Annotated in this window: 21 protein-coding genes; 7 read left to right on the top strand and 14 right to left on the bottom strand. The window is 44.8% G+C overall.

What is annotated here, in order from left to right; translation table 11 throughout:
- Positions 1-265: 265 nt before the first annotated feature.
- Positions 266-1,690: a TIGR03503 family protein gene (locus KO501_RS12230; protein WP_354667831.1), complete on the bottom strand. Its 1,425-nt coding sequence runs from the start codon at positions 1,688-1,690 to the stop codon at positions 266-268.
- A complete protein-coding gene (dnaQ, locus tag KO501_RS12225) occupies positions 1,666-2,385 on the bottom strand; it encodes a DNA polymerase III subunit epsilon (RefSeq protein ID WP_216029949.1) in 720 nt (239 codons plus the stop codon). Before dnaQ ends, KO501_RS12230 begins: the two co-directional genes overlap by 25 nt.
- A gap of 140 nt (positions 2,386-2,525) precedes the next feature.
- Here dnaQ and rnhA point away from each other — a divergent pair, with 140 nt between their 5' ends.
- Complete coding sequence (gene rnhA, locus KO501_RS12220) at positions 2,526-2,996, top strand: ribonuclease HI (RefSeq protein WP_216029948.1); 471 nt, start codon at positions 2,526-2,528, stop codon at positions 2,994-2,996.
- 179 nt (positions 2,997-3,175) lie between these two features.
- On the opposite strand, the gene KO501_RS12215 is transcribed toward rnhA, so the two are convergent.
- Positions 3,176-4,156, bottom strand: a complete 981-nt coding sequence (locus KO501_RS12215) for an NAD(P)H-quinone oxidoreductase (RefSeq protein WP_216029947.1) — start codon at positions 4,154-4,156, stop codon at positions 3,176-3,178.
- Between the two features lie 141 nt (positions 4,157-4,297).
- Here KO501_RS12215 and KO501_RS12210 point away from each other — a divergent pair, with 141 nt between their 5' ends.
- Positions 4,298-5,491, top strand: a complete 1,194-nt coding sequence (locus KO501_RS12210; RefSeq protein WP_216029946.1) for a class I SAM-dependent methyltransferase — start codon at positions 4,298-4,300, stop codon at positions 5,489-5,491.
- A 9-nt stretch (positions 5,492-5,500) separates the two neighbouring features.
- On the opposite strand, the gene KO501_RS12205 is transcribed toward KO501_RS12210, so the two are convergent.
- The 4 genes from KO501_RS12205 to KO501_RS12190 form a co-directional block, all read right to left on the bottom strand.
- Positions 5,501-5,701 carry a DUF2061 domain-containing protein gene (locus KO501_RS12205; RefSeq protein ID WP_216029945.1) on the bottom strand — a complete coding sequence of 67 codons (201 nt, stop codon included), beginning with the start codon at positions 5,699-5,701 and terminating at the stop codon, positions 5,501-5,503.
- A gap of 95 nt (positions 5,702-5,796) precedes the next feature.
- A complete protein-coding gene (locus tag KO501_RS12200) occupies positions 5,797-6,099 on the bottom strand; it encodes a PilZ domain-containing protein (RefSeq protein ID WP_216029944.1) in 303 nt (100 codons plus the stop codon).
- A 107-nt stretch (positions 6,100-6,206) separates the two neighbouring features.
- On the bottom strand, positions 6,207-10,112 hold the full coding sequence (hrpA, locus tag KO501_RS12195) for an ATP-dependent RNA helicase HrpA (RefSeq protein WP_289847297.1): 3,906 nt from the start codon (positions 10,110-10,112) through the stop codon (positions 6,207-6,209).
- 90 nt (positions 10,113-10,202) lie between these two features.
- Complete coding sequence (locus KO501_RS12190) at positions 10,203-10,625, bottom strand: CBS domain-containing protein (protein ID WP_216029943.1); 423 nt, start codon at positions 10,623-10,625, stop codon at positions 10,203-10,205.
- 344 nt (positions 10,626-10,969) lie between these two features.
- Here KO501_RS12190 and sbcB point away from each other — a divergent pair, with 344 nt between their 5' ends.
- Together sbcB and KO501_RS12180 are read left to right on the top strand one after the other, a co-directional pair.
- On the top strand, positions 10,970-12,403 hold the full coding sequence (gene sbcB / locus KO501_RS12185) for an exodeoxyribonuclease I (protein WP_216029942.1): 1,434 nt from the start codon (positions 10,970-10,972) through the stop codon (positions 12,401-12,403).
- Between the two features lie 93 nt (positions 12,404-12,496).
- Positions 12,497-14,155: a FapA family protein gene (locus tag KO501_RS12180; protein WP_216029941.1), complete on the top strand. Its 1,659-nt coding sequence runs from the start codon at positions 12,497-12,499 to the stop codon at positions 14,153-14,155.
- Between the two features lie 15 nt (positions 14,156-14,170).
- Here KO501_RS12180 and KO501_RS12175 read toward each other — a convergent pair whose 3' ends face one another.
- The 4 genes from KO501_RS12175 to KO501_RS12160 all read right to left on the bottom strand — a co-directional run bounded on the left by KO501_RS12175 (position 14,171) and on the right by KO501_RS12160 (position 21,140).
- Entirely contained in the window at positions 14,171-15,574 is a 1,404-nt protein-coding gene (locus tag KO501_RS12175) for a transporter substrate-binding domain-containing protein (RefSeq protein ID WP_216029940.1), read from the bottom strand.
- A 215-nt stretch (positions 15,575-15,789) separates the two neighbouring features.
- The gene (locus tag KO501_RS12170) at positions 15,790-16,323 is read right to left on the bottom strand and encodes a PEP-CTERM sorting domain-containing protein (protein ID WP_216029939.1); all 534 of its coding nucleotides are present in this window, start codon (positions 16,321-16,323) and stop codon (positions 15,790-15,792) included.
- A gap of 58 nt (positions 16,324-16,381) precedes the next feature.
- Entirely contained in the window at positions 16,382-19,534 is a 3,153-nt protein-coding gene (locus tag KO501_RS12165) for a S8 family serine peptidase (protein ID WP_216029938.1), read from the bottom strand.
- Positions 19,535-19,964: 430 nt separating this feature from the next.
- Positions 19,965-21,140, bottom strand: a complete 1,176-nt coding sequence (locus KO501_RS12160; protein ID WP_216029937.1) for a thiolase family protein — start codon at positions 21,138-21,140, stop codon at positions 19,965-19,967.
- Between the two features lie 266 nt (positions 21,141-21,406).
- Between KO501_RS12160 and KO501_RS12155 the strand changes: the two genes are divergently transcribed.
- A complete protein-coding gene (locus KO501_RS12155) occupies positions 21,407-21,814 on the top strand; it encodes a MerR family DNA-binding transcriptional regulator (protein WP_216029936.1) in 408 nt (135 codons plus the stop codon).
- A 156-nt stretch (positions 21,815-21,970) separates the two neighbouring features.
- On the opposite strand, the gene KO501_RS12150 is transcribed toward KO501_RS12155, so the two are convergent.
- A complete protein-coding gene (locus tag KO501_RS12150) occupies positions 21,971-22,504 on the bottom strand; it encodes an SRPBCC family protein (protein ID WP_216029935.1) in 534 nt (177 codons plus the stop codon).
- Positions 22,505-22,926: 422 nt separating this feature from the next.
- Between KO501_RS12150 and glgC the strand changes: the two genes are divergently transcribed.
- Positions 22,927-24,198, top strand: a complete 1,272-nt coding sequence (gene glgC / locus KO501_RS12145) for a glucose-1-phosphate adenylyltransferase (RefSeq protein ID WP_216029934.1) — start codon at positions 22,927-22,929, stop codon at positions 24,196-24,198.
- Here glgC and KO501_RS12140 read toward each other — a convergent pair.
- Complete coding sequence (locus KO501_RS12140; RefSeq protein ID WP_216029933.1) at positions 24,188-24,985, bottom strand: alpha/beta hydrolase; 798 nt, start codon at positions 24,983-24,985, stop codon at positions 24,188-24,190. The two genes, glgC and KO501_RS12140, sit on opposite strands and share 11 nt — an antisense overlap.
- 106 nt (positions 24,986-25,091) lie before the next feature.
- Between KO501_RS12140 and KO501_RS12135 the strand changes: the two genes are divergently transcribed.
- Positions 25,092-25,907: a thioesterase family protein gene (locus tag KO501_RS12135; RefSeq protein WP_216029932.1), complete on the top strand. Its 816-nt coding sequence runs from the start codon at positions 25,092-25,094 to the stop codon at positions 25,905-25,907.
- A gap of 26 nt (positions 25,908-25,933) precedes the next feature.
- On the opposite strand, the gene KO501_RS12130 is transcribed toward KO501_RS12135, so the two are convergent.
- A complete protein-coding gene (locus tag KO501_RS12130) occupies positions 25,934-26,779 on the bottom strand; it encodes an HDOD domain-containing protein (RefSeq protein WP_216029931.1) in 846 nt (281 codons plus the stop codon).
- Positions 26,780-26,944 lie beyond the last annotated feature (165 nt).

Raw genomic sequence — 26,944 nt, 5'->3', positions numbered from 1 at the left:
CAACTGAACTACCGCTCCACATTTTCAATATTTTCAGCAGCTTGGCTAAAGTGAGTTAACACCTCTGCCCTGACTGCGGCGCAGATAATACGTATTCCCTATGGTCGAGTCAACGGTTTTTTTCGATAAAATACGCATCAAAGGTTTGTTTGCATGTTTTCTGGTCATTATGTTGCAATATAAACCAGTTCTTCTTGTTTTTAGGGATACAAACCGCCCTGAACACTCCCCGCGACTGTACACGAAGAATGGCGATTATCCCTCATTATTCGTCTTTACGTGGTTTTTTCTTAAATAATCCAAGCACTCGCTGAACAACACCGTTTTTTTCTGCCCCTGCATTATCTTCTTTCGCTGCACTCGCCGTGTCGCTTTTTGAGGGAAGCGCAGATTGTTTTCGCCGCCATAGAATAAACAGCGCAGCAAAAACGCCAATGATAATGATCATACCGTTGACAGTAATAATGGCGATCACCAAGGTACCTTGGTCCATCGCCGCTGGCGTATCTGCCTTAAGTGGTAACGGAGCATCATTTTGCATGCTGGCAGATTCAACCGTTTCAGCCTCAGCGACACCATTCGCATCGTCCACGGCGTCCTCCTCAAAGGTTTCACCGAGGAAACTAAATTCAGGAACATCAAGAATAATATCTCTACCATCAAATGTGGTGGCATAGGCCGTTACCTTAACGCGAAAAATACCTTCTTCATAAGCTAAAATTCGGTGCGTTCGCACCGCGTCAGAGGGCTCGGTGAGAGAAAAGTTCTGAATATCACCATTTGGAAAACGGACCTTTCCGTCTATGAGCAACGAATGAATGTCTATTTGGTCTCTCACCACATCTATATTGAGTTCGTGATAACCAATTTTTCCGTCATCAGGCACTACCGTTAATGAAACAGGATTAGGGAAGAGTGTTAGTACAGGATCCACTTGTTCACGAGAGAACATTGGCGTTTCAACACGAAAAACAGGTCGCCATTCACCTGGCGGAATAGCGAGATTGAATTGACCAGTAAATACGCCATCAAGGGGGGCTTCATCCATTCCTCGGCCATCATCTTCGAAGGTGGCAATCACTTCATCTTGAGCACCAAAATTTTGATAATTAGGATTATTGGTACTTTTTAGTTGAATGGATAGGGTTACCACATCACGAAACTGAGCATAATCAATGGGCTTTCCCCCATTGGTCAGATAAGCCGTTTGCTTAAGTATTTCCCCAGAAAAAATAACCGGTGGCAGTGCTTCTGCATGAAGCTCGATATCCGATAACACCATGACTCGACTGTCAGGCAAGACTTGTCCCACTGCCTGCCACGGGCCCGGTACCGGTTTTTTTATCTTCACCATGTCGTAGGTACCATCATCAAACCACACGACATTTTCGCCATCGGCTTGGGACGAATAGATTTTGGATCCATCCGGGCGAACCAGAACCACCGGTGGCGAACCGTATTCACGAAAGAATACTAGCGTTACCTCATCAACCTGATAATCGATACGAAATCGATTACGCAGCAACACAATAGAGTTTTGATAATCGTCACCCAGAGCGTTGATGACGCGACTGGGATCTTGAGTTTCAGCCTGAACATCTTGTGCCAAGACACTAAACCACCCACCCGCTAAAAACGCGAATGTGGTAGAAAGAAGAAAGTAAGTTAGTGTTCTGATGAGTGCCGCCACAAACATTTACCACCGCTATTTTGCACAATATCCAATCGTGCTTCATGTTGTTCTAATTCATCGGCGGAGGCGCGAATAACCTTTAATTTATTTGCATCCCGTTTTACCCGTCTAATACGATCAGCATTATTCCCCCCGTCATCACCCGTTTGCCCTGCCAAATTAAGTTTGGTTTGGCCACCGGTCATTAAAAGGTAAACATCAGCCAAAATTTCAGCATCTAATAAAGCGCCGTGTAGTTCACGGTGACTATTATCAATGCCGTAACGACGACAGAGGGCATCCAAGTTATTCTTTTGTCCCGGATGCATTTTCCGAGCAAGAAGCAAACTATCTAGTACGTCGCAAATATCACGGGTTTTTACCGATGTGGTTTGGCTGTTTAAGGCAAATTCGTGATCCATAAACCCCACGTCGAAAGCCGCGTTGTGGATCACTAACTGGGACCCAGAAATGAACTTGATAAAATCTTTGGCCACATCAGCAAATAGGGGTTTGTCGGCGAGAAACTCGTTGGTTATGCCGTGTACTTCAATGGCTTCTTGGTCTATCTCACGTTGAGGATTAATATAAACATGGAAATGATTACCCGTCAGTTTGCGGTTGATAACCTCAACACAGCCAATCTCGATAATACGATGCCCTTCTTTAGGATCGATACCTGTGGTTTCCGTATCCAGAACAATTTGACGCATAATTTAGCAACCTTGATTTTTTAATTCGACTAGACAGAAACATCAGCTTAAGGTGCACTTTAAGCTGGTAGTAAAGATTCGGGGGCATTAGTATACCAACCCAATAGCAAAATCACACTGCAACCGTAAAAAGGCATTTCATGGCAGTAAAAAAAATCACAATTTATACCGATGGTTCATGCTTAGGTAACCCCGGCCCTGGTGGTTATGGCGCTTTGCTTATTTACCAAGATCATGAAAAAGAACTTAGCAAAGGTTTTTATCAAACCACCAATAACCGCATGGAATTAATGGCCCCTTCGGTAGCGCTAGAATGCCTAACAGAACCCTGTCAGGTAGATATTACCACCGATAGCCAATACGTTAAAAATGGCATCACCCAATGGATCCATAATTGGCGTAAAAATGGTTGGCGTACCGCCAGTAAAAAAGCGGTAAAAAATGCGGATTTATGGATACGGTTAGACGAGGCGGTTAAAAAACATGATGTGAAGTGGCATTGGGTTAAGGGACATTCAGGTCACCCAGAAAACGAACGCTGTGATGACTTAGCAAGAACCGCGGCCTCCTCTCCTACGTTGGAAGATAAAGGGTTTACTGAATCGGTTTAAACGCCCGTCTTATTGGTCATCGGAAGATAAACCAGTGGCAAATGCGCGGATTACTCATCGCTTAATCCCTCGCTAATACGTGCTATTGTGGTAACGCACTAAGCCCGCAGCATGCTGCGGGCAGCAATTTAGGTTTTATTCTAATACACCTATCTAAACATCATGGGCGTAAGACAACCCTACCCCCACCTTACGATAACTTTACCTTTGGTTTGATTGCTTTCTAATAAGCGATGGGCTTCGGCCACGGCATCGACATTTAATACTGTATCTACATTTACCTGTAACGCACCGGATGCAAAACCTGGTAACCCCTTTTGGATAAAATCCGCTATTAAGGAAGCTTTATATTCATCCGTACGATTACGTAGAGTGGACCCTTCAATAGTGGCACGTTTTGCCAATAACAAGGCCATATCCAGTTGGTCAGCATAGCGCCCACCTAACATGGCTAAATACACCACCTTGCCGTCCTGAGCGAGCACCTTCAGATTACGGTTTAAATAGTCACCGCCAATAAAATCAAGGATGAAGTTTACACCACCTCGCCATTGCTCCTTTAACACGGCAGCAAAATCCTCGTCACGATAATTGATGGTGAGACTTGCTCCCATCTCTGTGCACAAATTTAGCTTTTCCGTACTCGACGCTGTGGTGGCCGTTTCGACACCTTTATAGCGACAAAGTTGAAGAGCCGCTAACCCCACGCCACTTGCGCCGGCGTGAATCAACGCTTTGTCTGAGGCCTTTAAGCCGCCGATGGCGAATAACGCTTGCCACGCAGTAAGATAAACTTCTGTTAAGCCAGCTGCATCAACTAACGATACGTTCTGAGGAATGGGAATAACATGAGCGGCATTAACAGTAACATATTCTGCGTAACCGCCTCCTGCCACCAACGCGCAGACTCGGTCGCCTGTGTGCCACTGGGTTACATTATCTCCCACTTGCACCACTTCCCCTGATACTTCCAACCCCAAAATATCGCTTTCACCTGGCGGTGGGGGATACTTTCCTTGGCGTTGTAACGTATCGGCTCGGTTAACACCAAATGCCGCCACTTTAATGAGTATTTCACCAGCCTTCACTGTGGGTATTGAGCGGGTTTTAATGACCAGACCTTCCGGCCCCTCGCCAGATGTGAAATCAATATATTGCATAAATACTCCTTTTTTATAACCATACCATGCATTAAATTATTAGTCTGTTATACCCAAATCCATGGATTGGGTTCAATAGTCGCGATAAACGATGAGAAAAGCTATACTACGCCCCTCATTTCATTCATGTTTAAAGACCCAATGTCAGCAACCGTTATCCTTCAGCCTCAACGTGATAAATCCTTACGCCGCCGTCACCCTTGGGTATTCGCTAGTGCCATAGAGCAATTACAAGGTCGTTGCCGGCCTGGTGACACCGTTGATGTGCAATGTAGTGAAGGAAAATGGCTGGGCCGCGGCGCTTGGTCGCCGGAATCTCAGATAAGAGTAAGAATGTGGACGTTTGATGCAAACGAATCTGTCGATAATGGCTTTTTTGTAAGACGGATCGCTCAAGCACACGCCCTTCGTCAAAAGTGGGTGATTAACAACGACACTAACAGTTACCGTTTAATTGCGTCGGAATCCGACGGTTTACCTGGGGTGACGGTAGACGTCTACAATACGGTTATCGTTATCCAACTATTGAGTGCTGGCGCAGATAAGCAACGAGACAAAATTGTTTGGGCACTACAAAAAGTGCTACCGGGTAAGGATATTTTCGAGCGCAGCGATGTGGATGTACGACGCAAAGAAGGCCTAGAGCCCATCGTCCAACCCTTGGTAGGCGATCCACCCACCATTGTGGATATAATGGAAAATGGTGTGCGTATACAGGTAGATATTAGAAATGGCCACAAAACTGGGTTTTACCTTGATCAGCGAGAGAGTCGAGCCGCTGTGAAGCGCTATGCAAACGGATGCGAGGTATTAAACTGTTTTAGCTATACCGGCACGTTTTCCTGCTATGCATTACAAGGGGGCGCCACGAAGGTGACGAACGTAGATGTATCCGAACCGGCTTTGGCTTTAGCCGAAAAGCACCTCGCCATGAATAATTTAAGTCAGGCTAAATGCGAAATGGTTAATGAGGATGTTTTTGTCGCTCTTAGAAATTATCATCAGCAACAACGCCAGTTTGACATGGTTATTCTCGACCCACCTAAATTCGTCGATAGCAAAGCCTCGCTAAATCGTGCCGCCAGAGGATATAAAGATATCAATATGTACGGGATCCATGCGGTTAAGTCCGGTGGTCTACTGTTTACTTTCAGCTGTTCAGGTTTAATGCCAGCAGATCTATTTCAAAAAATAGTCGCTGATGCCGCTCTTGATGCAGGGCGTACCATTAAGATTATCGAGCGACTATCTCAGGGGCCCGACCATCCCATCATTGGTACTTTTCCCGAAGGCTATTATTTGAAAGGCTTAATCTGCGAAGTCAGCGACATCTAAATGTCGCTGTTAAGCGGGCAATGAAGACGGTACTCCCGTCTTACTTGCCCGACGCTGCCAGAACATTTCATGGAAGTAGAATGCTACGGTGTTAATTGCCGGCTCTACCAAAGCCACAGCTCCGCCTACCACCAAACTACCGGTAAGTAAGTAAGCCACGGTAAATGCCACAGAAAAATGCATAATGGCGAATGTAATTGTTTTAGTCATACTGATTTCCTCATTGCGCTGATGATAATGATTATCACTTACAACAAGAAGGATGTACAATCTAAAAACTTAATCCTGGTTATTGAGTAAAAAGATTACTTCATCTCAGAAATTTCAACGCCAATAACACAACTGGCGTCGGTTTCAGGAACGCATCTTACCACCGTTGCTACCGCGGAAAGAGACGGTATTTGAGAACTGTTTGAATCAATAGAGACATTCACTTGGGTTCCAACCTCAATTGAGGGCTCTTCGACCTCAAGTGACATGCCCGTCGCGCTAATGTCTTTGCACACGGCTTGGTGGGTGCGGCTGGATTCTTCATCGTTGATCTGTACTTGGCAGGGTGAATTAACCATCATCCTGAAAAAATTCCGTTTATCGTCGTATCCTAACATTTTACTTCTCCCAACCTCTGGCAGTAACCGAACAAACTCCTACCCTCTTATAGGATGCTGCCAGAAGTATGTCAACTGCAATCCACCAACCTATGATTAAAGTCGTATTAAAACGCCTGTAAAGCATTGAGCACACGTTTTGCCGACACCGGATAAGCCGTTCCAAGTTGTTGAGCAAATAGCGAGACCCTTAACTCTTCTATCATCCACCGGATATCTAATAACGACGCCGGCACTTTATCCTGTGAATACTTTTTACAGGTCTTGTTAAACTCAGCTTCTATTTTGGATAACGTTTGTTGGTGCATACGATCTTTATTAGGATCAATTGGCAGTTTTTCTAACCGCCGAGCCAATCCCTTAATGTAACGATTCCAATCGGTTAATCTTTCACTGCCAATGTCTGATACAAACCCCGGATAAACCAGTGCATTTAAGTGTTGCTTAATATCGCCAAGGGCATTAACCATCGACAGCGGAATACTGCCTTTCATTTTTTTCTGGCACTGATGAGCGGTGGTCAAGCCGGTTTCCACCTGTTGAGCCACTGCCAAAACGGTGTCATTGATTTCAGCGCGCACAAAATCGGCACACTGGTTAAAGGCGTCGGCATGACGTACCTCCTCACCATATTTGGCAACATACTGCTGAACAAGGGTATCAATACCCGCTTCAATACAGTCATCAATAAGGGCTTTGATTTGACCGAATGGGTTAAAATACAACCCTAATTTTGCTTTATTTGGCAATTTGGCCTGCAGATAATTTACTGGCGAGGGCATGGTATTTCTTAACAAGGTTATGACGCCCTGTCGATGCAGATGGCGGGCTTTTTCTTGCTCGTCTACCAGCACTATATCAACGGTATCACCTTTTGCGACTAGGGCGGGATAGGCTTGCACTTCAAATCCCCTCATTCTCTGAGTAAAAGACGCCGGCAGTGATTCAAAATCCCATCGCTGTAGTCCTTTGCGCTCTAATTCTGGCGTAACCGCTTGTTCAAACGTGGCCTTCACTTGTCCTTGGCACTGTTTTTTCAGGATATCAAGATCATCCCCTTTCGCGATGGACTTACCTTCATCATCCACCACAGCAAAGTGCATTCTTAGGTGTTTATCTAAGTGTGCATCATTCCAATCGTCGTCTTCTACCTGTACGCCGGTCATGCGCCTTAATTGATCAGACAAGGCCGTTAGCAAAGAGACGGGCTGATTCTTTTTATCCAGCGGCGAAATCGCTTCCAAACAGGCTTGGGCATAGTTAGGCGCAGGCACAAAGTTCTTTCGTAATCTTTTTTCTAAGCCTTTAATTAAACTTACCACTAACTCGTGCCTTAATCCTGGTACCAACCAGTCAAAGCCGATGTCCGCAACCTGATTTAAAATAGGCAGAGGGATCATGACCGTTACCCCGTCATCCTCGGCGGTGGGTTCAAAATGATATTGTAACGGCAAGCGTATATTGCCTTGCACCCATGTATCGGGAAAGGCATTGGAAAGGTGAGATTCAGGTTGCTGGCGATAAACATCTTGTTCACTAAACAACAAACTGTCTTTATCTTGCTGGCGACTGTACCACTTTTTAAATGCCGCCTCATTGTTCACCTCTACCGGCAAACGTTGGGCATAAAAGTCCAGCAACGCATCTTCATCAACCATCACGTCTCGGCGACGAATTTTCTGTTCCAGCTCGTCCACTTGTTCAAGTAACGCTAAATTTTCTGACAAAAACCGATAGGTTAATTTTGTCTCCCCTTCAATAAGGGCATGGCGTATAAAAAGGTTTTGACTCACTTCAGGATCAATATGACTGTATACAACAGAGCGTTTGGGAATAATGGGTAACCCGAACAACGTGACCTTTTCAAAGGCGACCACGGCACCACGCTTTTTCGACCAATGGGGCTCAGAATAGCTAGATGAACTAACATGCTTAGCGATCGGCTCTACCCAGCTAGGGTCAATTTTTGCGTTCATACGCGCAAATAATTTTGATGTTTCCACCAATTCTGCCGCCATGATCCATTTAGGCTGCGCTTTTGCTAGCCCTGAACCAGGAAACAACATAAAGCGGGAGTTACGCGCCCCTAAATATTCCCGATCTTTATCTTTCATGCCTAAATGAGACAATAAACCGCTGCAAATGGCTTGATGCACAGCGGTGTAATCCGCCGGTTGATGGCCAATACCAAGACCAATTTCTGCAATAGACTTTTTTAACTGACTGACAATGTCCTGCCATTCCCGCATGCGCAAATAGTTAATAAAGTTCGTCTTACACCATTTGCGAAGCTGATTGCTAGATAGCGCAGTTTGTTGTGCTTTAAACCCTTGCCATAAATTAAATAAACTAATGAAATCCGATTCTTTATCGAGATATTCGCTATGTTTTTCATCTGCTTGCTGACGCTTTTCTTGAGGCCTTTCACGGGGATCCTGAATAGACAAGCCAGCAGCGATAACCATCACTTCCATCAATGCATTGGTTTTACCCGCCTCTATCACCATACGGGCATAACGCGGGTCGATGGGTAATTTAGCAATCTGCCGTCCTAACTGAGTAAGGGTCACCTTGCCTTTGTTGCGGGTAATGGCCTGTATTTCTTCTAGCAACCTAAAGCCATCGGTAATATTCCGATTATCTGGCGGCTGTACGAAAGGAAAGGCACCGATATCACCCAATCCAAGGGCAAGCATCTGTAAAATGACGGATCCTAGGTTGGTACGCAAAATTTCCGGATCAGTAAAGGCGGGACGGCCTAAGTAATCCTCTTCACTGTATAAACGAATGCAAATACCGTTCGATACCCGACCACATCGACCGGCTCGCTGATTCGCTGAGGCTTGAGAGATAGGTTCAATGGGAAGCCGTTGTACCTTGCTGCGAGCGCTGTAACGTGAAATACGGGCCGTACCCGGGTCGATAACATATTTGATCCCCGGCACCGTTAACGAGGTTTCGGCAACATTGGTTGCGAGCACAATACGCTGGCCAGAATGAGATTGAAAAATGCGGTTTTGTTCTGCCGCCGACAAGCGTGCATAAAGGGGAACAATTTCCGTATTTCGGTACTGTTGTTTTTGCAATGCATCTTGGGTATCGCGAATATCCCGTTCACCACTTAAAAAGATAAGAATATCACCGGGGGCTTCACGTTTTAGCTCATCAACAGCAAAGATAATAGCGTCGGTTTGATCAACGTCATCGCCTCGTTCTTCAGGCCCATGATAGCGGATCTCCACCGGATAGGTACGTCCGCTAACTTCGACAATGGGCGCATCGGAAAAGTGACGACTAAAACGCTCTGGATCAATGGTTGCTGAGGTGATAATAACCTTAAGCTCTGGCCGTTTAGGCAATAACTGTTTTAGATAACCAAGCAAGAAGTCAATATTTAAGCTGCGTTCGTGGGCTTCATCAATGATGATTGTATCGTATTGGTTTAAAAACCTGTCTTTTTGCATTTCGGCAAGCAACATGCCGTCAGTCATCAACTTAACATAACTGGATTCGCTCACTTGATCGGAAAAACGAATTTTAAACCCCACTTTCTCACCCAAGGGAGTATTAAGCTCTTCCGCTATACGCGTAGCCACACTGCGCGCGGCTAAGCGACGAGGCTGTGTATGGGCGATGAGTCCATTTACCCCTCGCCCCAATTCAAGGCATATTTTGGGTAGCTGGGTGGTTTTTCCCGATCCTGTTTCACCGGCGACGATCACCACCTGACTACTGGCAATCGCAGCTTTAATGTCTTCTTTTTTATCACTTACCGGTAACGGGGGATAAGAAATAGTTGGCACATTGTCGGCTCGCCATTGACGCTGTGACACAGATGCCTGTATTTTTTTCTCAAGCTGGGCTAATTGCGCACTTCCCTGCTCTTCATCCTTTTTTAACAACGCAGCACAGCGCCGTAATCGATTTCGCAACGAAAATTGATCGGCAATCATGCATTGGGATAACAAATTAAATAATGTAGAAAGAGAAGTTTTTTCAGATTCAAAGGACAACGCGCATTCCTTACAGCAAACTTACCGGTTTTAGACCAAAAAGGCGCTAAAGTTTACCATAAATAATGCGCTTTGCAGGGCCATTAATCATTAACTGGCTTTCTGGTTATATCCTGACTGCAACTGCTTATCGATAGCGCGCAGCACTGCGGCTCGATTAATCGTCCCCACTAACTTCTCATCATCATCGATGACAGGGAAGATACGCGGTCGTTCGTTGATTAAGCGTTGCGCCACTTCAAGCACAGAACTCCACGGTTTCACGGCCGCGACCACGGTCTGCATCACATCTTTGACGCGACACACCTGCTCTCGATAATAACTCGATTCAATCATTTGCTTTAGGCAGTCTTGCTCAGATAAAAAGCCCACAACTTTGCCAAATGGATCTTGTACCGGACCGCCAGTTTGATGGCTGGCAAGAAGTGCCTCAACGGCTTCGGCAACAGGCATATCCGGTGTTAACTTTACTGGGTGGAGATTCATATAATCACTGACTAACAAAGATTCCATATTGCCTCCTTTACACCCCATACGGGAAGTAACAGCATTTTTATGATTATTGATAAAGACATACTGATAAATAATATTAAACCTAGATCGCGCTATCCGGTGGTAGCCTTCTTTGAGCCTAGTCCGAACCGGTAAAACACGCTAGAAATTTTAACGTTATTTTAACAATGCTTATTTATTGTGACCTTGCCATCACACCATCAGTTCAACAATTAAAATCAATACGCCCATTTCACATTAATATTTTCTCTGACGCAGGCAAAGCCGACGTTTGTATCTAGCGAGTATAGATGCTGGCTGGTATAGTCCCACATGAAGTCTCAAATACAGGATCTATTCGTATAATGACGCAACGTGCGCCCAGTATACTTTGGCACGATTATGAAACATGGGGTGCCAACCCGATAAAAGATACACCTTGTCAATTTGCAGCCATCCGTACAGATGCGGATCTGAATATTATTGGTAAACCCATTAATATCATGGCGCAAATCGCAAACGACCTACTTCCTCATCCACAAGCCTGTCTTATCACTGGTGTGACACCACAACAGTCGATTCGTGACGGTATGATAGAAGCCGAATTTGCACGACAAATTAACGAGGTGATGTCTCAACCCCAAACCTGTGTTGCGGGTTATAACAGTATCCGTTTTGATGACGAAGTAACACGGCACCTTTTTTACCGTAATTTTTTCGACCCATATGCTAGAGAATGGCGCAACGGCAATTCTCGCTGGGATATTATTGATTTAGCACGGGCTTGCTATGCACTAAGACCAGAAGGCATTGTATGGCCTGAAAAAGAAGACGGGATCCCCAGTTTCAAATTAGAGGATTTAGCAAAAGCAAACAATCTGGATCATGGACAGGCCCACGATGCGTTATCAGATGTTTATGCAACCCTGTCATTGGCTAAGTTAATTAAAAAACATCAGCCAAAATTATACGATTATGCGTTTGGCTTACGCAGTAAACACCAAGTACTAAAACAAATTAATACCCAATCGCCCTCTGTGTTGTTGCATGTGTCATCAAAAATTCCAGCGGCTCAGGGATGTTGCACATGGATTTTACCTGTCGCGCCCCATCCCACCAATTCCAACGCCATTATTTGCGTGGATTTATCCATACCTGTAGACACCCTAATAGAAAACGATGCCCAAACCCTTCGTGAACGACTTTACACGTCTAATAGCGAACTCGGCGACCTACAAAGGCCGGGCTTGAAGCTATTGCATGTTAATCGGGCTCCGTTTATTACCACCGCGAAAGCGTTAACTGAGGATAATGCCAAGCGCTTGGGTATCGACCGAGAGCAATGTCTACAACATTATCGGACACTGATAAACACCCCTCAGTTAACGGATAAGCTCACAAGTGTGTATGCCACGCCTCATGAAGAGCGAGAGGTTGATGCTGATCATGGCTTGTATAGCGGCGGTTTCTTAAATGAGGATGAACGTAGATGGTGTGACGACGTACGACAAGCGTTGCCGGAAAGCCTCGGTGAATTTGCACAAAAAACACAAAACGCAACCTTACGCACATTGTTATTCAGATACCGGTGTCGGAACTACCCGCAAACCCTCACTGAAGAGGAAATGCACCGCTGGCAAGCTCACCGTCAAAATAGACTCACCGATAGCGATTCACCTGCATCTTTAACCCTTGAGCCCTATTTGCTCGAGCTTGAACAGTTACTCGAACAGTACCGAGAAGACAGCCACAAACAAGCAATATTGCGCGCACTGTATCAATATGCGCAAAATCTTTGACCTCATGCGGTGATTCAACATAAAGTAAACAGGCTAATGTCGAACCCATAGCCTGCCGATAACTTATTGGCGTGATATTACGGATATAAAAAAATGAAAGGCATCTCATACAATTATAATAATGATACCCAGTATCTATCAATCACGGTATTACCCAGTGAAATGGAACAGGATGTGGACACCCAGTCCATTATTGATTCGCTAAAAGATACCCCATATGCCGATTTCTATGTATCAAAACGGGCGCTTAAAACTACCTGCGATAAGGCTAACCTAGCCTTCAAAACCGGCGATACCTCCGCTATTACCGCGGAAATTGCCCAATTACGTCATGCTGAAGTGGAATTTATAATTAGTGAGGATGCCCTGTCAGCCTCACTGCGTCTTACCGCCCCATACGGCGGCAAGATGCCCAACGCCATCACCATCCGAAATCTGGCATACAAAAATCGCATTCGTCGTGGTGTGGGACTAAGACACATAGAAGCCCTTCTCACCGAAGCCGCCAAGGTTGAACCTGGCGATATCGTAGAAGGTGTCATCGCCAAAGGACTTCCGGCAAAAAACGGTAAAAACTCCCGTTTTATTCCATTGGTTCCTAATGCCCTTGAAAGAGTATTAAAACCTAAGACTGACGACAGCAGTAAAAGCGATTTACGGAATCTCGGTGATATTATTTGTGTGAAAGTAGGCACTCCGGTATTGCGTAGAACAGCCCCTACCCAAGGCCGTAAAGGCTTTGATGTTAAAGACACCTTACTTATAGCAAAACCGGGAAAGTGGCTCGACTTCAAAATGGGGATGAATACGGTTGTGAGTGACGATGACGATAATATACTTATCGCTAAAATGTCTGGCATGCCCAAATATCACAACTTGAAGATGGATATTGACGAAACCTTCATCTGCAATGGTGTCAATGTCGGTACCGGTCATGTCACCTATGAAGGTGCAATTTTAGTTAATGGTGACGTGGCTGAAAAAATGATCGTTAAAGCCACTAAAGATATTACTATCAATGGCTTTGTAGAATCCGCCATCATCGAAGCCGGTGGCGATATTATTATTACAGAAGGCGCGATGGGAAAAGTGGTGGAAGATAGCGAGGCCTTTAGCTGTACCCTCATCGCAGGTGGCAGTATCCACATTCAACATGGCCAAGGCATAGATCTTAAAGCCAAAGGCGATATTACCGTGGCCAGACAACTGGCCTATAGTCGCATACACTCCGGTGGTGGAGTAACGGTAGGTCAACTAGACAAGCCCATGGGTAACTTGTTTGCCTGTGACCTCACCTGCCAAGACAAAGTCGAAGCCGGCACCCTAGGGGCAGTAGCTGGCAGTACATTAAAAGTGGATTTTTCACCGGGTTTAGCAGTATTAACGGAGAAAAAAGACACCATCGATGACTTACTCAGACATTTACGGGAAAACAATCTACGCCATAAAGAAAAGCTCGCTTTGATCAACCAACGATTAACCCACAAAGATCTAGCAAGCAAAGTTTCTGAAGTGAAAGCCATGCTGCACAATGAAACCGCATTATTATTCTGGCTAGAAAAGAAATCGCTGGAACTACAAACACGCAAAGACGACTATTTGGCAAACATTAAGTTGAAAGCCAATAAACGTTTATATTCGGGTGTGTCTGCCAAGCTAAATAATCGTAATTGGCGTTCAGAACGGGAACTTGAACGTTGTGAGATACGCTACGATGCGCATAAATGGCACTATCATCCCATTATCGATTAAGCCCATGTGTGAGACTTATTCAGTTAACGCCACACAGTTACCACCTCGACGCCGTGATGAAACGACGGCCTTGTTTAAGTCATCATTCCACTCCATAAATCCTTGACCACTTTGCAGTTCCGCCACGCCAATAAGTAAGGTGGTCTGATTTAACAGCTCATCGCTAAGGGCTTTTAGCAAGCGAAGGGCTAATTTTTTAGCGGCGAACAGTTGGGTTTGTGGGCATAAGATGACAAAACGGTTTGATTCACATCTCACCGCTATATCAACGTCACGAACAGTCGATAAGCACACTCTGGCCATTTGCCGGTAAAGTTCTTCTTTTACACTTTTTTCCAACCGAGCACTGAGGCTATCGAGTACTTCTATACCAATCAGGCTACAAGGGGTTTGAAAACGTTGGCTGCGCGAAATCTCTTCTTCCACCTTCCGCATCAAATAGTTTCGATTGTATAGACCGGTTAATTCGTCCCGATTCGAAAGAAACTCAAGGGTTCGATTTTTATCTAGTAAGGCGGTCTGCAGCACTTCAATCTCTTCATTTTTCTCGTAAATTTCAAGCTTATACGTGCGTATTACACGTTTTCTCCATGTCAGAATAGCAATCAGCCCTACCCCGATAAATACAATTAAAAGCACGGTTCTATAACGGGTTTCTCGAACTTGTTGTACTGAATTCCAGCGACGATAAATATCCACTTTTTTACTTTCAGGTAAGGTATCGATGGCATCGTTTAGAATGGGGATCAAATACTGGTAATGCTTGTTCACGCCAAAAGATAACAGGTCAAAAGGCTCAGCAAACCCCACAATTTTTAAATGACTAATTTCGTGGCTGTTAATATAAGCGTACAAGCTTAACAGTGAACCTACCATGAGATCTAAATCACCTTCAGACACCCGCTCTAAACCTTCAACATTGGAGTCCACGTATTCTGTGATAATGTTTGGATAATACTTGGCTAAGTATTCAGCATGACGAAAACCACCCACTACGCCGACCAAATAATTACCGACACCATCAAACCCTTGCACCATTGGCATATTTTCATTACCAATGAGCACATTTGGCACTTCCATATAAGGCCTGGAAAAATCAAGAAAATGGCTACGGCTTGGCGTTCGGTTGATCATGGTAGTCATCATACATCGCCCTGACTCTAGTGCCGCGAGGCTCTCTTGCCAGCTTTCCGTGGGGATAAGTTCAAAGTTAAGCTTTGTTAGATCTTCGATAATATGCAAATAATCGGCGGAGATACCAATATGCTTGCCATTGCGCAGGGCTTCATAGGGTAGCCATTCAGGATCGATGCAATAGGTGATTTTATTCACGTCTTCCTCCGCAAAAGCGGCGGCTTTACCACTAACCAGCGTACCGATAATCACAAGACAAAGTACAGACAGGAACCGGACAACCAAGAAGATGACCTCGTTGAGAATAAAACGCGTATATTTTTCGCCAGTATTACTTATCAGTATGACTAATTGCAACGTTATGCACGTATTACAAGGGGAGAAAACGTATGAATTTTACTTATTCTAGCAAGACGGGAAGCGCTTCTACAGTAATATTAATGAGACAATAAAAAGCCTCTGCAATGCAGAGGCTATTATAATAACGCGATAACGATAGATTAAACTCGGCGACGTAACACCATGCCGGCAAATGCAATCGCAAAAAGACCAAACAACGCTGGCTCAGGAACGTCAATGGTAGACGTTAATTGTACATCTGAACCAAAGGCTTCAAAAAGATAACCACTGGATACATCGTAAATTGAACCGTAGCTTGAATCGACGAATGCAGAATCGGCATATAAGTAATATAACCAGCCATCACTGTCTTCTACGTCAAATGTAACGAACTCTACACCTGCCATGATGTTATCAACATCAATGATAGCTTCAAACCACCAAGTGAAAGGGTCAAAACCATCTGCGATTGGCACATATAAGTCGACAAGATCAAAGCCTACTGCGTCAAACGTACTGACAAGGCCTAATCCAGAACCCACTAATGAATCGTCTAAATTGGTTTCAATAGTCGCGAAATCTATACCACCAAGATTTACATTCGTCGTAATCACAACGGCATTAGAACTGGCGGAAAACAGCAAAGCACAACATGATAATAATGCAGCACTAAATAATGATTTAATTTTTTTCATAACTTCACCCTTTTATTTTTATATTGGCGCAGCAGGTGCTGCGCCATACTCTCTGATTTTATTCTTTAATCGCTTCTACTACGGTTGTGCCCTGTTCGACACCATCACCATCATAAAGCGTGACTGTACCCATATAAGGTAAACCTGAGGCTAATCCACTGGCGATTACGTATATATCACTGGTGCGACCATCAATGGCACGAGGAGACATACTAAAGCGCGTAGCACTGTTTTTCTCAGTAGCTATCCAGTAAGGCATTTGGAAAGACGTGCTTTCCACACCGTTTAGACTCCAACCTTGGACAAATACGATATATAAATCACCGTTATCGATATCCGCAGCCGGTTCAGGATTAATCAGGGTTACATCTTCGTTAGAGCCAGCCGCAGCTGAAGAGCCCACAGATGTACATGAGAAATCAATACAGCGGTATACGAACAAATCAAGATCCGTTCCTTCTTGCTCCACTAACTCATCATATAAACTGAAACGGGCAAGGGAACTTCCCTCTGGCACAGTAAAGTAAGTGACAGATAGACCATCTTCCAAGAAAGTAAAGGTGCCATCAGCATCTTCTGATACCACATCATCCACAATACCTGGTGCCACTAAACCTGTGTAATCTAGGCTAACAAAACCAGTGTAGTTCATGCCTACAGTAAAGAAGCCACGACCACTGCTATTGATGCCAATAGAAACTGCTTCAGCTAAGTCGATTTTCACATCAGAAGCTGGCTTAACCGCCACAGGGCTGCGAACCACTGTTCCGTCATCTCCGGTAAGTACGATGGCACCAAATTCCCAGCTATCGACCACTGAAGAATCTGTTTTATCGAAGGTTACCGCAAACGCAGACACACCACTTGGCGCCACTTCTAACATGTTATCGGCTACAGGGGTAAATTCGCTATCATAGCCTTGAACAGAAACAGATAAGTTATCCAGTCCTTCAACAGTAATGCTGTAAGTACCACCCGCACCCGTTACATCAGTAACATAACGAACCACGGTTTCTTCGCCACTTAACTCGCCAATAGCAATGGAAGGATAGTTAAGCTGACTTGCATCAATGGGATAATTGGCTTCTTCAAACTGTGCACAGGTAAACCCTGATTCAGTTTCAACAAAAGTATCTTCATCAAGACCACACATAAAGCCCATGTAATCATAGAAGTCAGCGTCAAAGGTCAGGCCAGGTTCCATGGCAGATACCGGAGCAGCATGACCTGCACCAAAATCAAACGGGTCAGCCGGTGTAACACCGTCTTCTTTCGTTACGCTTTGATACGCCGTTGTCATTAACGCAGATTTAACCTGCGCAGGTGACCAATCTGGATGTTGATCGATAAGTAAAGCTGCCATACCCGCAATATGTGGGGAAGACATAGAAGTACCACTTAGGTAAGCAACTTGGCTTCCCTGTTCACCAAACATTGGAGTATCAGAGGTAGCTGCAAGTATGTTTACACCCGGTGCGGTGATATCAGGTTTGATAACGTCAAGGGTAGACGCATTTGGTCCGCGGCTAGAGAAGTCAGCCATGATATCGCCCACTTCTGTTTGCTCAACAAAAATAGAACCACTCATATTCACGGTAACAGTGTCACCACTTGAAGCGGCGGCATTCAATGTTGTACCAACAGATTCAGAGACCATACCACCTGGAATAACACCCACGTAGTCGCCGCCCATGATGGTGACACCACCACCATTGTCATAAACAACTACCGCAGTGGCGCCAGAGTCTACAGCACGGGTTACTTTTTCGGTAAAGGCACAAGTACCACGTTGAATCAGCGCAACATTTCCTGCAATTTCTGCAGCGTTATCTAACGGCGCTGACGCCCCACTGACATAACAGGCTTCTAGTGGCTCAGCAACAACTAAGGATCCACTTACCGCACCGGATTCGCTAAGAGGCAGTGTGATGCTACCTTCGGTAAATCCGTAGGTCTCTGTAGCACCGGCTTGGGTGACTTCTAGTCCGTTAACAAAACTTGTACCATCATAGGTCGATGCACCAACCGAGGTTACCCAAGGAGCAGGCGTCCCAACGGTAGATGCAGTGGGGCCATCGTTACCCGCGGATACAGAAACAAAAATACCCGCTTGCGCAGCGCGTAACATTGCCGCTGTAGAAGGAACGGTAAGATCCGTTAAGCTACCGCCGATGGAATAGTTAAGTACGTCTACACCGTCAACAATGGCTTGCTCGATGGCGGCCATACTATCACTGTAGAAACAGCCAGCTTCATCCGCGCCTGATGGGCTTACGTAACTTGAATTCCAGCAAACTTTGTACATCGCGATTCGGGCACGAGGGGCAATACCGCTAAGGTTACCAATCACGGTACCGTTTTTAACAGCAGGAACGCCTTCGTTACCAGCCGCCGTACTTGCAGTATGGCTACCATGGCCATCCGCATCACGAGGAGAAAGAAATTCACCTAAGCTAGTCTGAATTTCGTACACAGATTCAAAAGAGTCTTTGAAATAGCGAGCACCAATCAGTTTGTTGTTACAACTGAATGTGCCTTCTTCGGCTTCTTCACCGGCGTCACATGACCCTTCCCAACCTATGCTGGATGGATCTGAATAGGTGCCATCATCCGCAAAACTTGGATTTTCCGGTGTAATCCCGGTATCCAGCACACCCACGATGACATCATCACCTTTAATACCTAAAGTATGTTGACCATCTGGACCAGTAAGGCCAAGAAATTCTGGTGTATTTGCGGTATCCACTTTAACGAGCTCGTCTTGCCATACACTAACCACATCAGGGTTGGCGCGCAGTGACTCAGCCTGTTCTTCTGTTAGCTTGGCCGAAAAACCATTGAAGCTGTGAACATAATTATGAATAATTTGGATATCGCCAATAGCAGCAGCGGTGCTGACCTGTTTGCGTTTGAGTTCGCTAACATATTGGCTAACTTGACGGGTATCAGCAGCATATTGATTGCCGTGAGCGGTAACCATTTGCTTACTAGGAATTAATTCTCCAATTTCCTCTGCGTATGTAATCCCAGGTGCATCTTTTAACTGAACAATATACAGACCGGAATTCTTTTTGACATTAACATTGGTGGCTGTCGTTGAAAACTTACCTAAATTCTCGGGAAAGACCTGCTGGGCATTTACCGCCGTAGATAAACTGGCTGATAACGCCATTGAGACCATGGTTCCCAATAGTTTTTTCTTAAATGTCATTTGCGTCTCCCATTGACACTTTTTTTGTTTTGCGGCTTCCTTCAGTACGCAAGCATTTGCTTTCGCCACATCGGGAATTACCTTTTTCTTGCATAACAAGACAAAGACCCGCTTTCTGGATTTATTGCAAATTTATTATTATTGCGCTATCGAACTTTTTTTATATCTTCCTTGCGCGATAGCAAGGAAAATCTCATACAAAATTCACACCAAAAATCTATCTAGTTGTTTTTTATGTATTATTTTAAATAAACTATGTGTGATTAAATTGTTCTGTAAAGTTACCTGACACTAAAGAGTTTGTTTTTTAAACATTTTATAGGAAATTGACAGACTCGGTGGGATGATCATGTTAGCTAGTAACATCAATATTCAGGCACAAAAAAGCAGTGGTTAACCACTGCTTTTTTGTTAGGAATAACTCAATCGGTTAAAACATTTCTACCGCTAGCGCAACACCTTCGCCGCCACCGATGCAAAGCGATGCCACCCCTTTTTTACCGCCCTTCTCTTTTAAAGCATGCAACAAGGTAACCAATATTCGCGCGCCTGAAGCACCAATGGGATGCCCTAAAGCACAGGCGCCGCCATGAATATTCACTTTGCTACTTTCCAGTTCGAGCTTTTTAACCGCAAGCATGGTCACCATGGCAAAGGCTTCATTGATTTCCCATAAGTCGACTTCATGACTACTCCACCCGGCATTTTCCAAAACTTTTTCCATTGCTCCCACGGGGGCAAGTGTAAAGTTCTCGGGCTCGATTGAATGAGTCGCATGAGCCACAATTTTAGCCAATGGGGAAAAGCCTAAGGCTTTTGCCTTCGACTCTGACATGACCAGTAGCGCAGCGGCGCCATCAGATATAGAGCTAGAATTTGCTGCGGTAACAGTACCGTCCTTCTTAAATGCCGGGCGTAACGACGGGATCTTGTCTGGGCGTGCAGCGCCTGGCCCTTCATCGGTATCCACAACCACGTCGCCTTTGCGAGTACTGATTGTTACTGGGGTAATTTCGCTGACAAAAGCACCACTATTAATGGCATCATTGGCTCGGGACAAAGAAGACAGTGCAAACTCATCCATCTGTTCTCGGGTTAACCCTTCGCTATCGGCGGTATCCTGAGCAAAACAGCCCATGGCTTTGCCATCATAGGCATTTTCTAAACCATCAAGCATCATATGATCAAGTACTTGTCCATGCCCCATACGATAGCCAGAACGGGCTTTGGGCAGCAAGTACGGCGCGTTACTCATACTTTCCATACCACCTGCCAACACCACCTGCGCACTTCCGGCTTTGATTAAATCGTTAGCTAACATCACAGCTTTTAGTCCAGAGCCGCAAACTTTGTTTAAGGTGATGGCGCCCGCAGACAAAGGCAAACCCGCTTTAAGGGTTGCTTGTCGTGCCGGTGCTTGACCTAACCCTGCTGGTAAGACGCAGCCCATTATCACTTCGTCAATTTCCTGTACATCCAAATCTGCACAGGTCGCTTTAATGGCTTGTGCACCTAATTCGGTAGCCTGAACTGGAGAAAGACTTCCGTTAAAGCCACCCATTGGCGTACGTTTTGCCGCTACAATTACTACTGCTTCATTGCTCATAGTTTATTGCCTCATTACCTTTTGAAAATTAAGTCCGAATCATGCTTACCACTAACTGGGGCTATGCCCCTGCGCATTACGAAAATACAAATAGAATTATTATCATGATTGACGATGTGTCGCTCTTGCCTTACCTTAACGTTAAATTGCTCTTACGTTAACGTAAGCATGCTGCTGAAGGTCACATGTTTAAGTCTGGAACGCAAACAGTTATTTAACAAGTCGCATACGGCTTGTTATCAAAATATATTGAAGGTACATCGACAATGTCACATCAACAAGAAGAACAAACGTACACTATTGGGGAACTGGCCCGTGAATTCGATATCACCCCACGCTCAATACGATTTTATGAAGAACAATCATTGCTGAGCCCTCGTAGAACAGGCCAAAACCGCATTTACAATAACAAAGACCACGTCAGGTTAAAGCTAATTCTACGTGGTAAGAGGTTGGGCTTCTCTCTTGCTGAAATCAAAAATTTATTTGAATTGTATGACTCAAACCCCGACTCAGCCATGCAATTGGAAGCCATGCTAACCATGACAGCGCAAAAACGGGCGCATTTACATCAACAACTTGAAGATATTCAGATGCTCATGAATGAATTAGATGAGGTGGAAAGCCGCTGTAGAGAAGAGCTTGCCCAATTACAGGTAAATTCTAAGCCCTAAATTTAAAACGACATTTCGGTAAGTTAACATGTCAAAGTCGACCTACTGCAAAAAACTCACCACGACCATCGTCGCGGCCCCTACGAGGTCATACCACTTATTTCACCGTTCTAACCTACCGCTCCGCTTCGTACTTTCTGGTGTGCAGAGTATGGCCTAAGTTTGATTTTCCACTACCGTCTTTAGATTCTCTAACCCGAGTTCAAAATCGGGTCCTATCATACTGTCCATCATGAGGCCGATATAACGATTGACGGGGTTAGTTCCCATTTCGCCACTGTCTTGCCAAGTGACTAAGGTTCCGCCTTTTACAGGCTCAAGGGTAAAGGTGCCAGTAGACGACATTTCATACTCTGGAAAATATAGATCATAGGAGACCATACGGTTGTGTTTTAACGCTGAGATCCGCATCTCACCGCTTCCTTGGGTGTCGCTTTTCCACACAGAAAGCATACCAATAGCTCTATCGGGGCCGCTAAATTCTACTTCCATGTTGGGATCACGCATGTACCACACTCCCCACTTCGACCATGCCCGTAAATCAACCACATTGGGATAAATGTTTTCCGCTGGTGCTTCTATTAAAATTTTTCTTTCCACCTGATAGTGTGATGGCAAAATAAACCCCACCAACAACAACAGCACTATTGCCCCGAAAAAGTAAATAATGCTCTTTTTTAACCATTTCATGCCTTTCCCCTATAATCTGCGCACATCAAATATATAACATTTATTTTACAATTTCAGCCATAACTGACGCGAACATCCCAAATCAGCGTCGAATTAAACATCATTGACACCGATTCTGTTGCACCAAATTAATGAATTTAATGATCACATGCTCAACCTATATTTCACAAAAACCCTTTAGACAACGGGCGTAGTTAAAAATCTTTCTAATAAACCTCTGCGGAACGAAGGAAAACGCCATTGTTGTATTCATCTTGGTTTAAAGAAAAATCTGTGCCATAAATAGTCATAGTCTAATCTGGTTAAAAATAAAATCTTGTGTAATATGGAGTTAATCACTTGTGAACATGACTTCGCTTGTGATGTCCATTGCATTAGTCTTACCGGCACAGCCGAACGTGCTGAACACATGGAGAAAAAACATGGCTGATAACAGTTCACGCTATATAAGTAATCTCACTCGAAATACCTACGCGCTCATACTCGCTGGAGGTAAAGGATCGAGACTGCATGAACTGACCACCTGGCGTGCAAAACCAGCATTATATTTCGGCGGTAAGTTTCGTATTATCGACTTTCCGCTTTCAAACTGCGTAAATTCGGGTATTCGGCGTATTGGTGTTGTTACCCAGTATAAATCTCATTCACTTATTCGCCACCTCGTTAGAGGCTGGGGACACTTTAAGAAAGAACTTGGTGAATCGGTTGAAATACTGCCAGCATCACAACGCTTTTCTGATAGCTGGTATGAAGGCACCGCTGACGCTGTGTTTCAAAATATTGATATTATCCGTGATGAACTTCCCAAATACGTGATGATTTTATCCGGTGACCACATCTACCGCATGGATTACGGCCCTATGCTTGCTCGACACGTAGAGAGTGGCGCTCATATGACCGTTTCGTGCATGTCGGTGCCCATTGAAGAAGCTGCAGGTGCATTTGGCGTAATGTCTGTGGATGAAAATATGCGTATTCACGGGTTTGAAGAAAAACCAGCCTCCCCTTCCCCGTTGCCCGGGGACGATAGCCGCTGTTTAGCCTCGATGGGCAATTATATTTTCGATACTGAGTTCCTCTTTGACCAACTTAGACGTGACTCAGAAAAACAAGGCTCTCAACGTGATTTTGGTAAAGACATCATTCCGTCCATTATTAAAGATCACAAGGTGTACGCTTATCCGTTTCAAAATACCGAAAGTGATGAAGCCTATTGGCGAGACGTAGGCACCATCGATTCTTTTTGGGAAGCCAATATGGAAATGGTGGCGCCGGTACCGCAACTAAACCTTTATGATCGCAAATGGCCAATATGGACTTATCAAGAACAATTGCCACCCGCAAAGTTTGTCTGGGACGAAGACGGTCGCCGAGGCGAAGCCATTAATTCAGTCGTCTCAGGTGGTTGCATAATTTCTGGTTCCACCCTGCGACGAAGCTTATGCTTCTCAAATGTACGCCTACACTCATACAGCAATATAGAAGAAGCGGTGATCTTACCGGACGTAGAGGTGATGCGTCACTGTCGCCTGAAAAAAGTAGTGATTGATCGTGGCTGTGTGGTTCCCGAAGGCACGGTTATTGGCTTCAATCATGATGAGGATCGAGCGAGAGGCTTTAGAGTATCTGACAAAGGGGTGGTACTGGTTACCCGCGAAATGTTAGGTATGCCGGTAGGCAGTCTCAGTATATAGTTTCTTCCCATCGGTTAATTGTGGCTGTAATCATTGCAGCCACCGCTTCAGGTTGTTCCAACACGAACATATGTCCGCCTTCAATCTGGCTTACCTGTAGGTGATTATGACGGGCGAACAACTTGACTTCTTTTTTCCGTGTTACATCCGACTGAGCCCCCACGATAATATGTCCAGGACAACTTAGCTTACCGCGATATTGGCGAAGGTTATGGGGTAAATGGCGAAAGATATCTGCTTCCACATGCCGACTAAATGTTAACTTTCGCTGGGTTCCCTTCACGGCGGTGCCACTGGCCACGTAATCCTTTATACAGCGTTTATCCATCTCTTTAAAAAGTTTCTTTGAGGCAAAGTATCCTACGATATCATCGTCATCGCACCAATGTGTGCGCCGCAATTTAGCCAGTTTAGCCGGTGTTATCTTGTCCATGAGCCCCAGTATTTTAGCGCCTTGAAGTAAGAAACGAGTTGGCCCATAAATTAAAGGAGGATCAAGCATGATCACCCCTTTGACGCGCTCGGGATCCCCACAGGCACTAATATAAGAAAGTACGGCACCAAAAGAGTGCCCCACTAAATACACCGGGGTATCACCCACTTTCTCAGTGACATACGCGAGCAACTCATCACCTTGATGTGTCCAGTTATTAGAGACTGGAAATGCCTGATTATGCCCGAACTGAGGCTTAGCCAGTATTGTCCAGTCAGAGGGGAGCGCTGTGAATAAAGTTTGATAACTCCCCGCAGGAAAACCATTGGCGTGGGCAAAGTGTACTGTGGTCACACATTCATCCTTTTAATGAAGGCCGGTGGATATAATTTTCGATAGAAATTGGTGGTGAGCCATTTCTCTGTTAGCATAATACAAAACTCATCCGACCAGAAGTGTTATGCATATAGACGAATTGCTTACCCCACCTGATATGAAGGAAATAGGCCCGCAACAATGGCGAAGCGAACCTCGTCTGATACCAAAATCGTGGTCACAAGGTCGTACTGCGTTTGGTGGCATTTCTGCGGGCATGATATATCAAGCGATAGTCAGCCAAGTGACCGACGAGCGAGTATTACGGGCATATACTACCAACTTTGTGGGCCCACTACAGGTGGATTTCCCCTTTACCGTTGAGGTTAACTGTTTAAGAAGCGGCAAAAATGTATCTCACTTCACCGCACAAATTGTGCAAAACCACCGTGTATGCGTGTTTGTTCAAGCCTGTTTTGGTCAAGGAAGAAAATCAAAAATTCACATCGCGAGCACTGATATGCACGGCATGGATGAGCCGAAAAAGGCAAAATTCATTCCCTTAATACCTAAGGTTACCCCCAAATTCTTTCAACATTTTGAACTTGCAATTGAAAAAGGCGGGATGCCTTTTCTTGGCCACAAAGACAGTGCTTATCATGGTTTTATACGTTACAAAAAGCCACCGCAATACATCAGCGATGCTCATTTGATTTCCATGATCGATGCCTGGCCACCCACAATTTTACAGCAGCTTCGCTGGCCCGCGCCAGCAAGTACAGTCAGTTGGAATCTGGAATTTTTGCATCCCCATCAGGAAGTCCCCTCAAATGCGTGGTTTGCCTATAAGGCAGAAACCCGACAAGCAGGTAATGGCTACAGCCACACCGAAGCTACCATTTGGAATCAATACAATGATGTGATTGCACTTAGCAGACAAACAGTGGCGGTGTTTGACTAACCGCCCTCGGATAGAAGCCTACTTCGTTAGTACAAGATAAATGAATTGGGGTTAAACAACGACATCACGCTGATACACTGTAGATTTGTGATATCCAATGCATCTTCTAAATCTTCTCGCTTCAACGTTAAACGTTCGTGCAGTTCAGGAATAAGATTATTATAACTGGGGTAAACTTCTGGGTTTACATTGTCCAAGGCCAACACATAACTAAGTTGCAGAATTTGGACGTCCTCATCTTCAATACCGTTGTCCACATCGTGGATCAGCGACACGGGACGGATAATTGCTTCCGGAATCTTCCATTTTCGTACTAAAGCAGCGGATAATTCTGCGTAGGTAAAACCGAGAATGGCTTGTTGCAATTCCGCTGGACTCACTCTGGCATTAAATGCCAGACAACGTTTAGCTTCGTGGGGCATTTGGGATACCATCACCAATTCACCAACATTGTGAAGTAAACCACTTACGAACAAACGTTCGGGTTCACGGATACGCCGAGTCTCAGCAAAATATTTTGCTAATAATGCGCAACTTACGCTTTGTTCCCAAAATTTATCTAAATCGATAATTTTGGCATCGATATCATTAAAAGCGTGGGTGATGCCATAAGCCAGTGCGAGATCGTATGCAGAGCGGGTTCCGATAACTTGCAATGCTTTACTGATGGTTTCGATTTTGTTGGGAAAGCGATAGAGTGCGCTATTGGCAACCTTAAGCATCTGTGAGGTTAAGCCAGGATCAAAGGCAATCACTTCAGCAATATCATCAATACTTGCAGCGCTGTCATCCATGCATTCTTTCAATCGAGTGACAGCTTCAGGCAACACGAATATATCCGTGGCCTTTTCTGCAATATCATTGGCTTTCATTAACCCCACCCCGTTTTTCATTGTGAATGATGTAAAACGTAAATAATCCTTTTTCTCGCTCGCTTCTAATTGTATAGGCTAATTAGATCAGTTATGCCAATACAATTCCATTGCAAGACATAACTCTAACCTAAAGTCTACCATACCAAGTGGCGTTCCCGCCGT

It is taken from the genome of Alteromonas sp. C1M14 (assembly GCF_018860965.1).
Lineage (GTDB): Bacteria > Pseudomonadota > Gammaproteobacteria > Enterobacterales > Alteromonadaceae > Alteromonas.
Note: the sequence above shows the minus strand (reverse complement) of the source record. Positions and strands in the feature narration are given on the sequence as shown.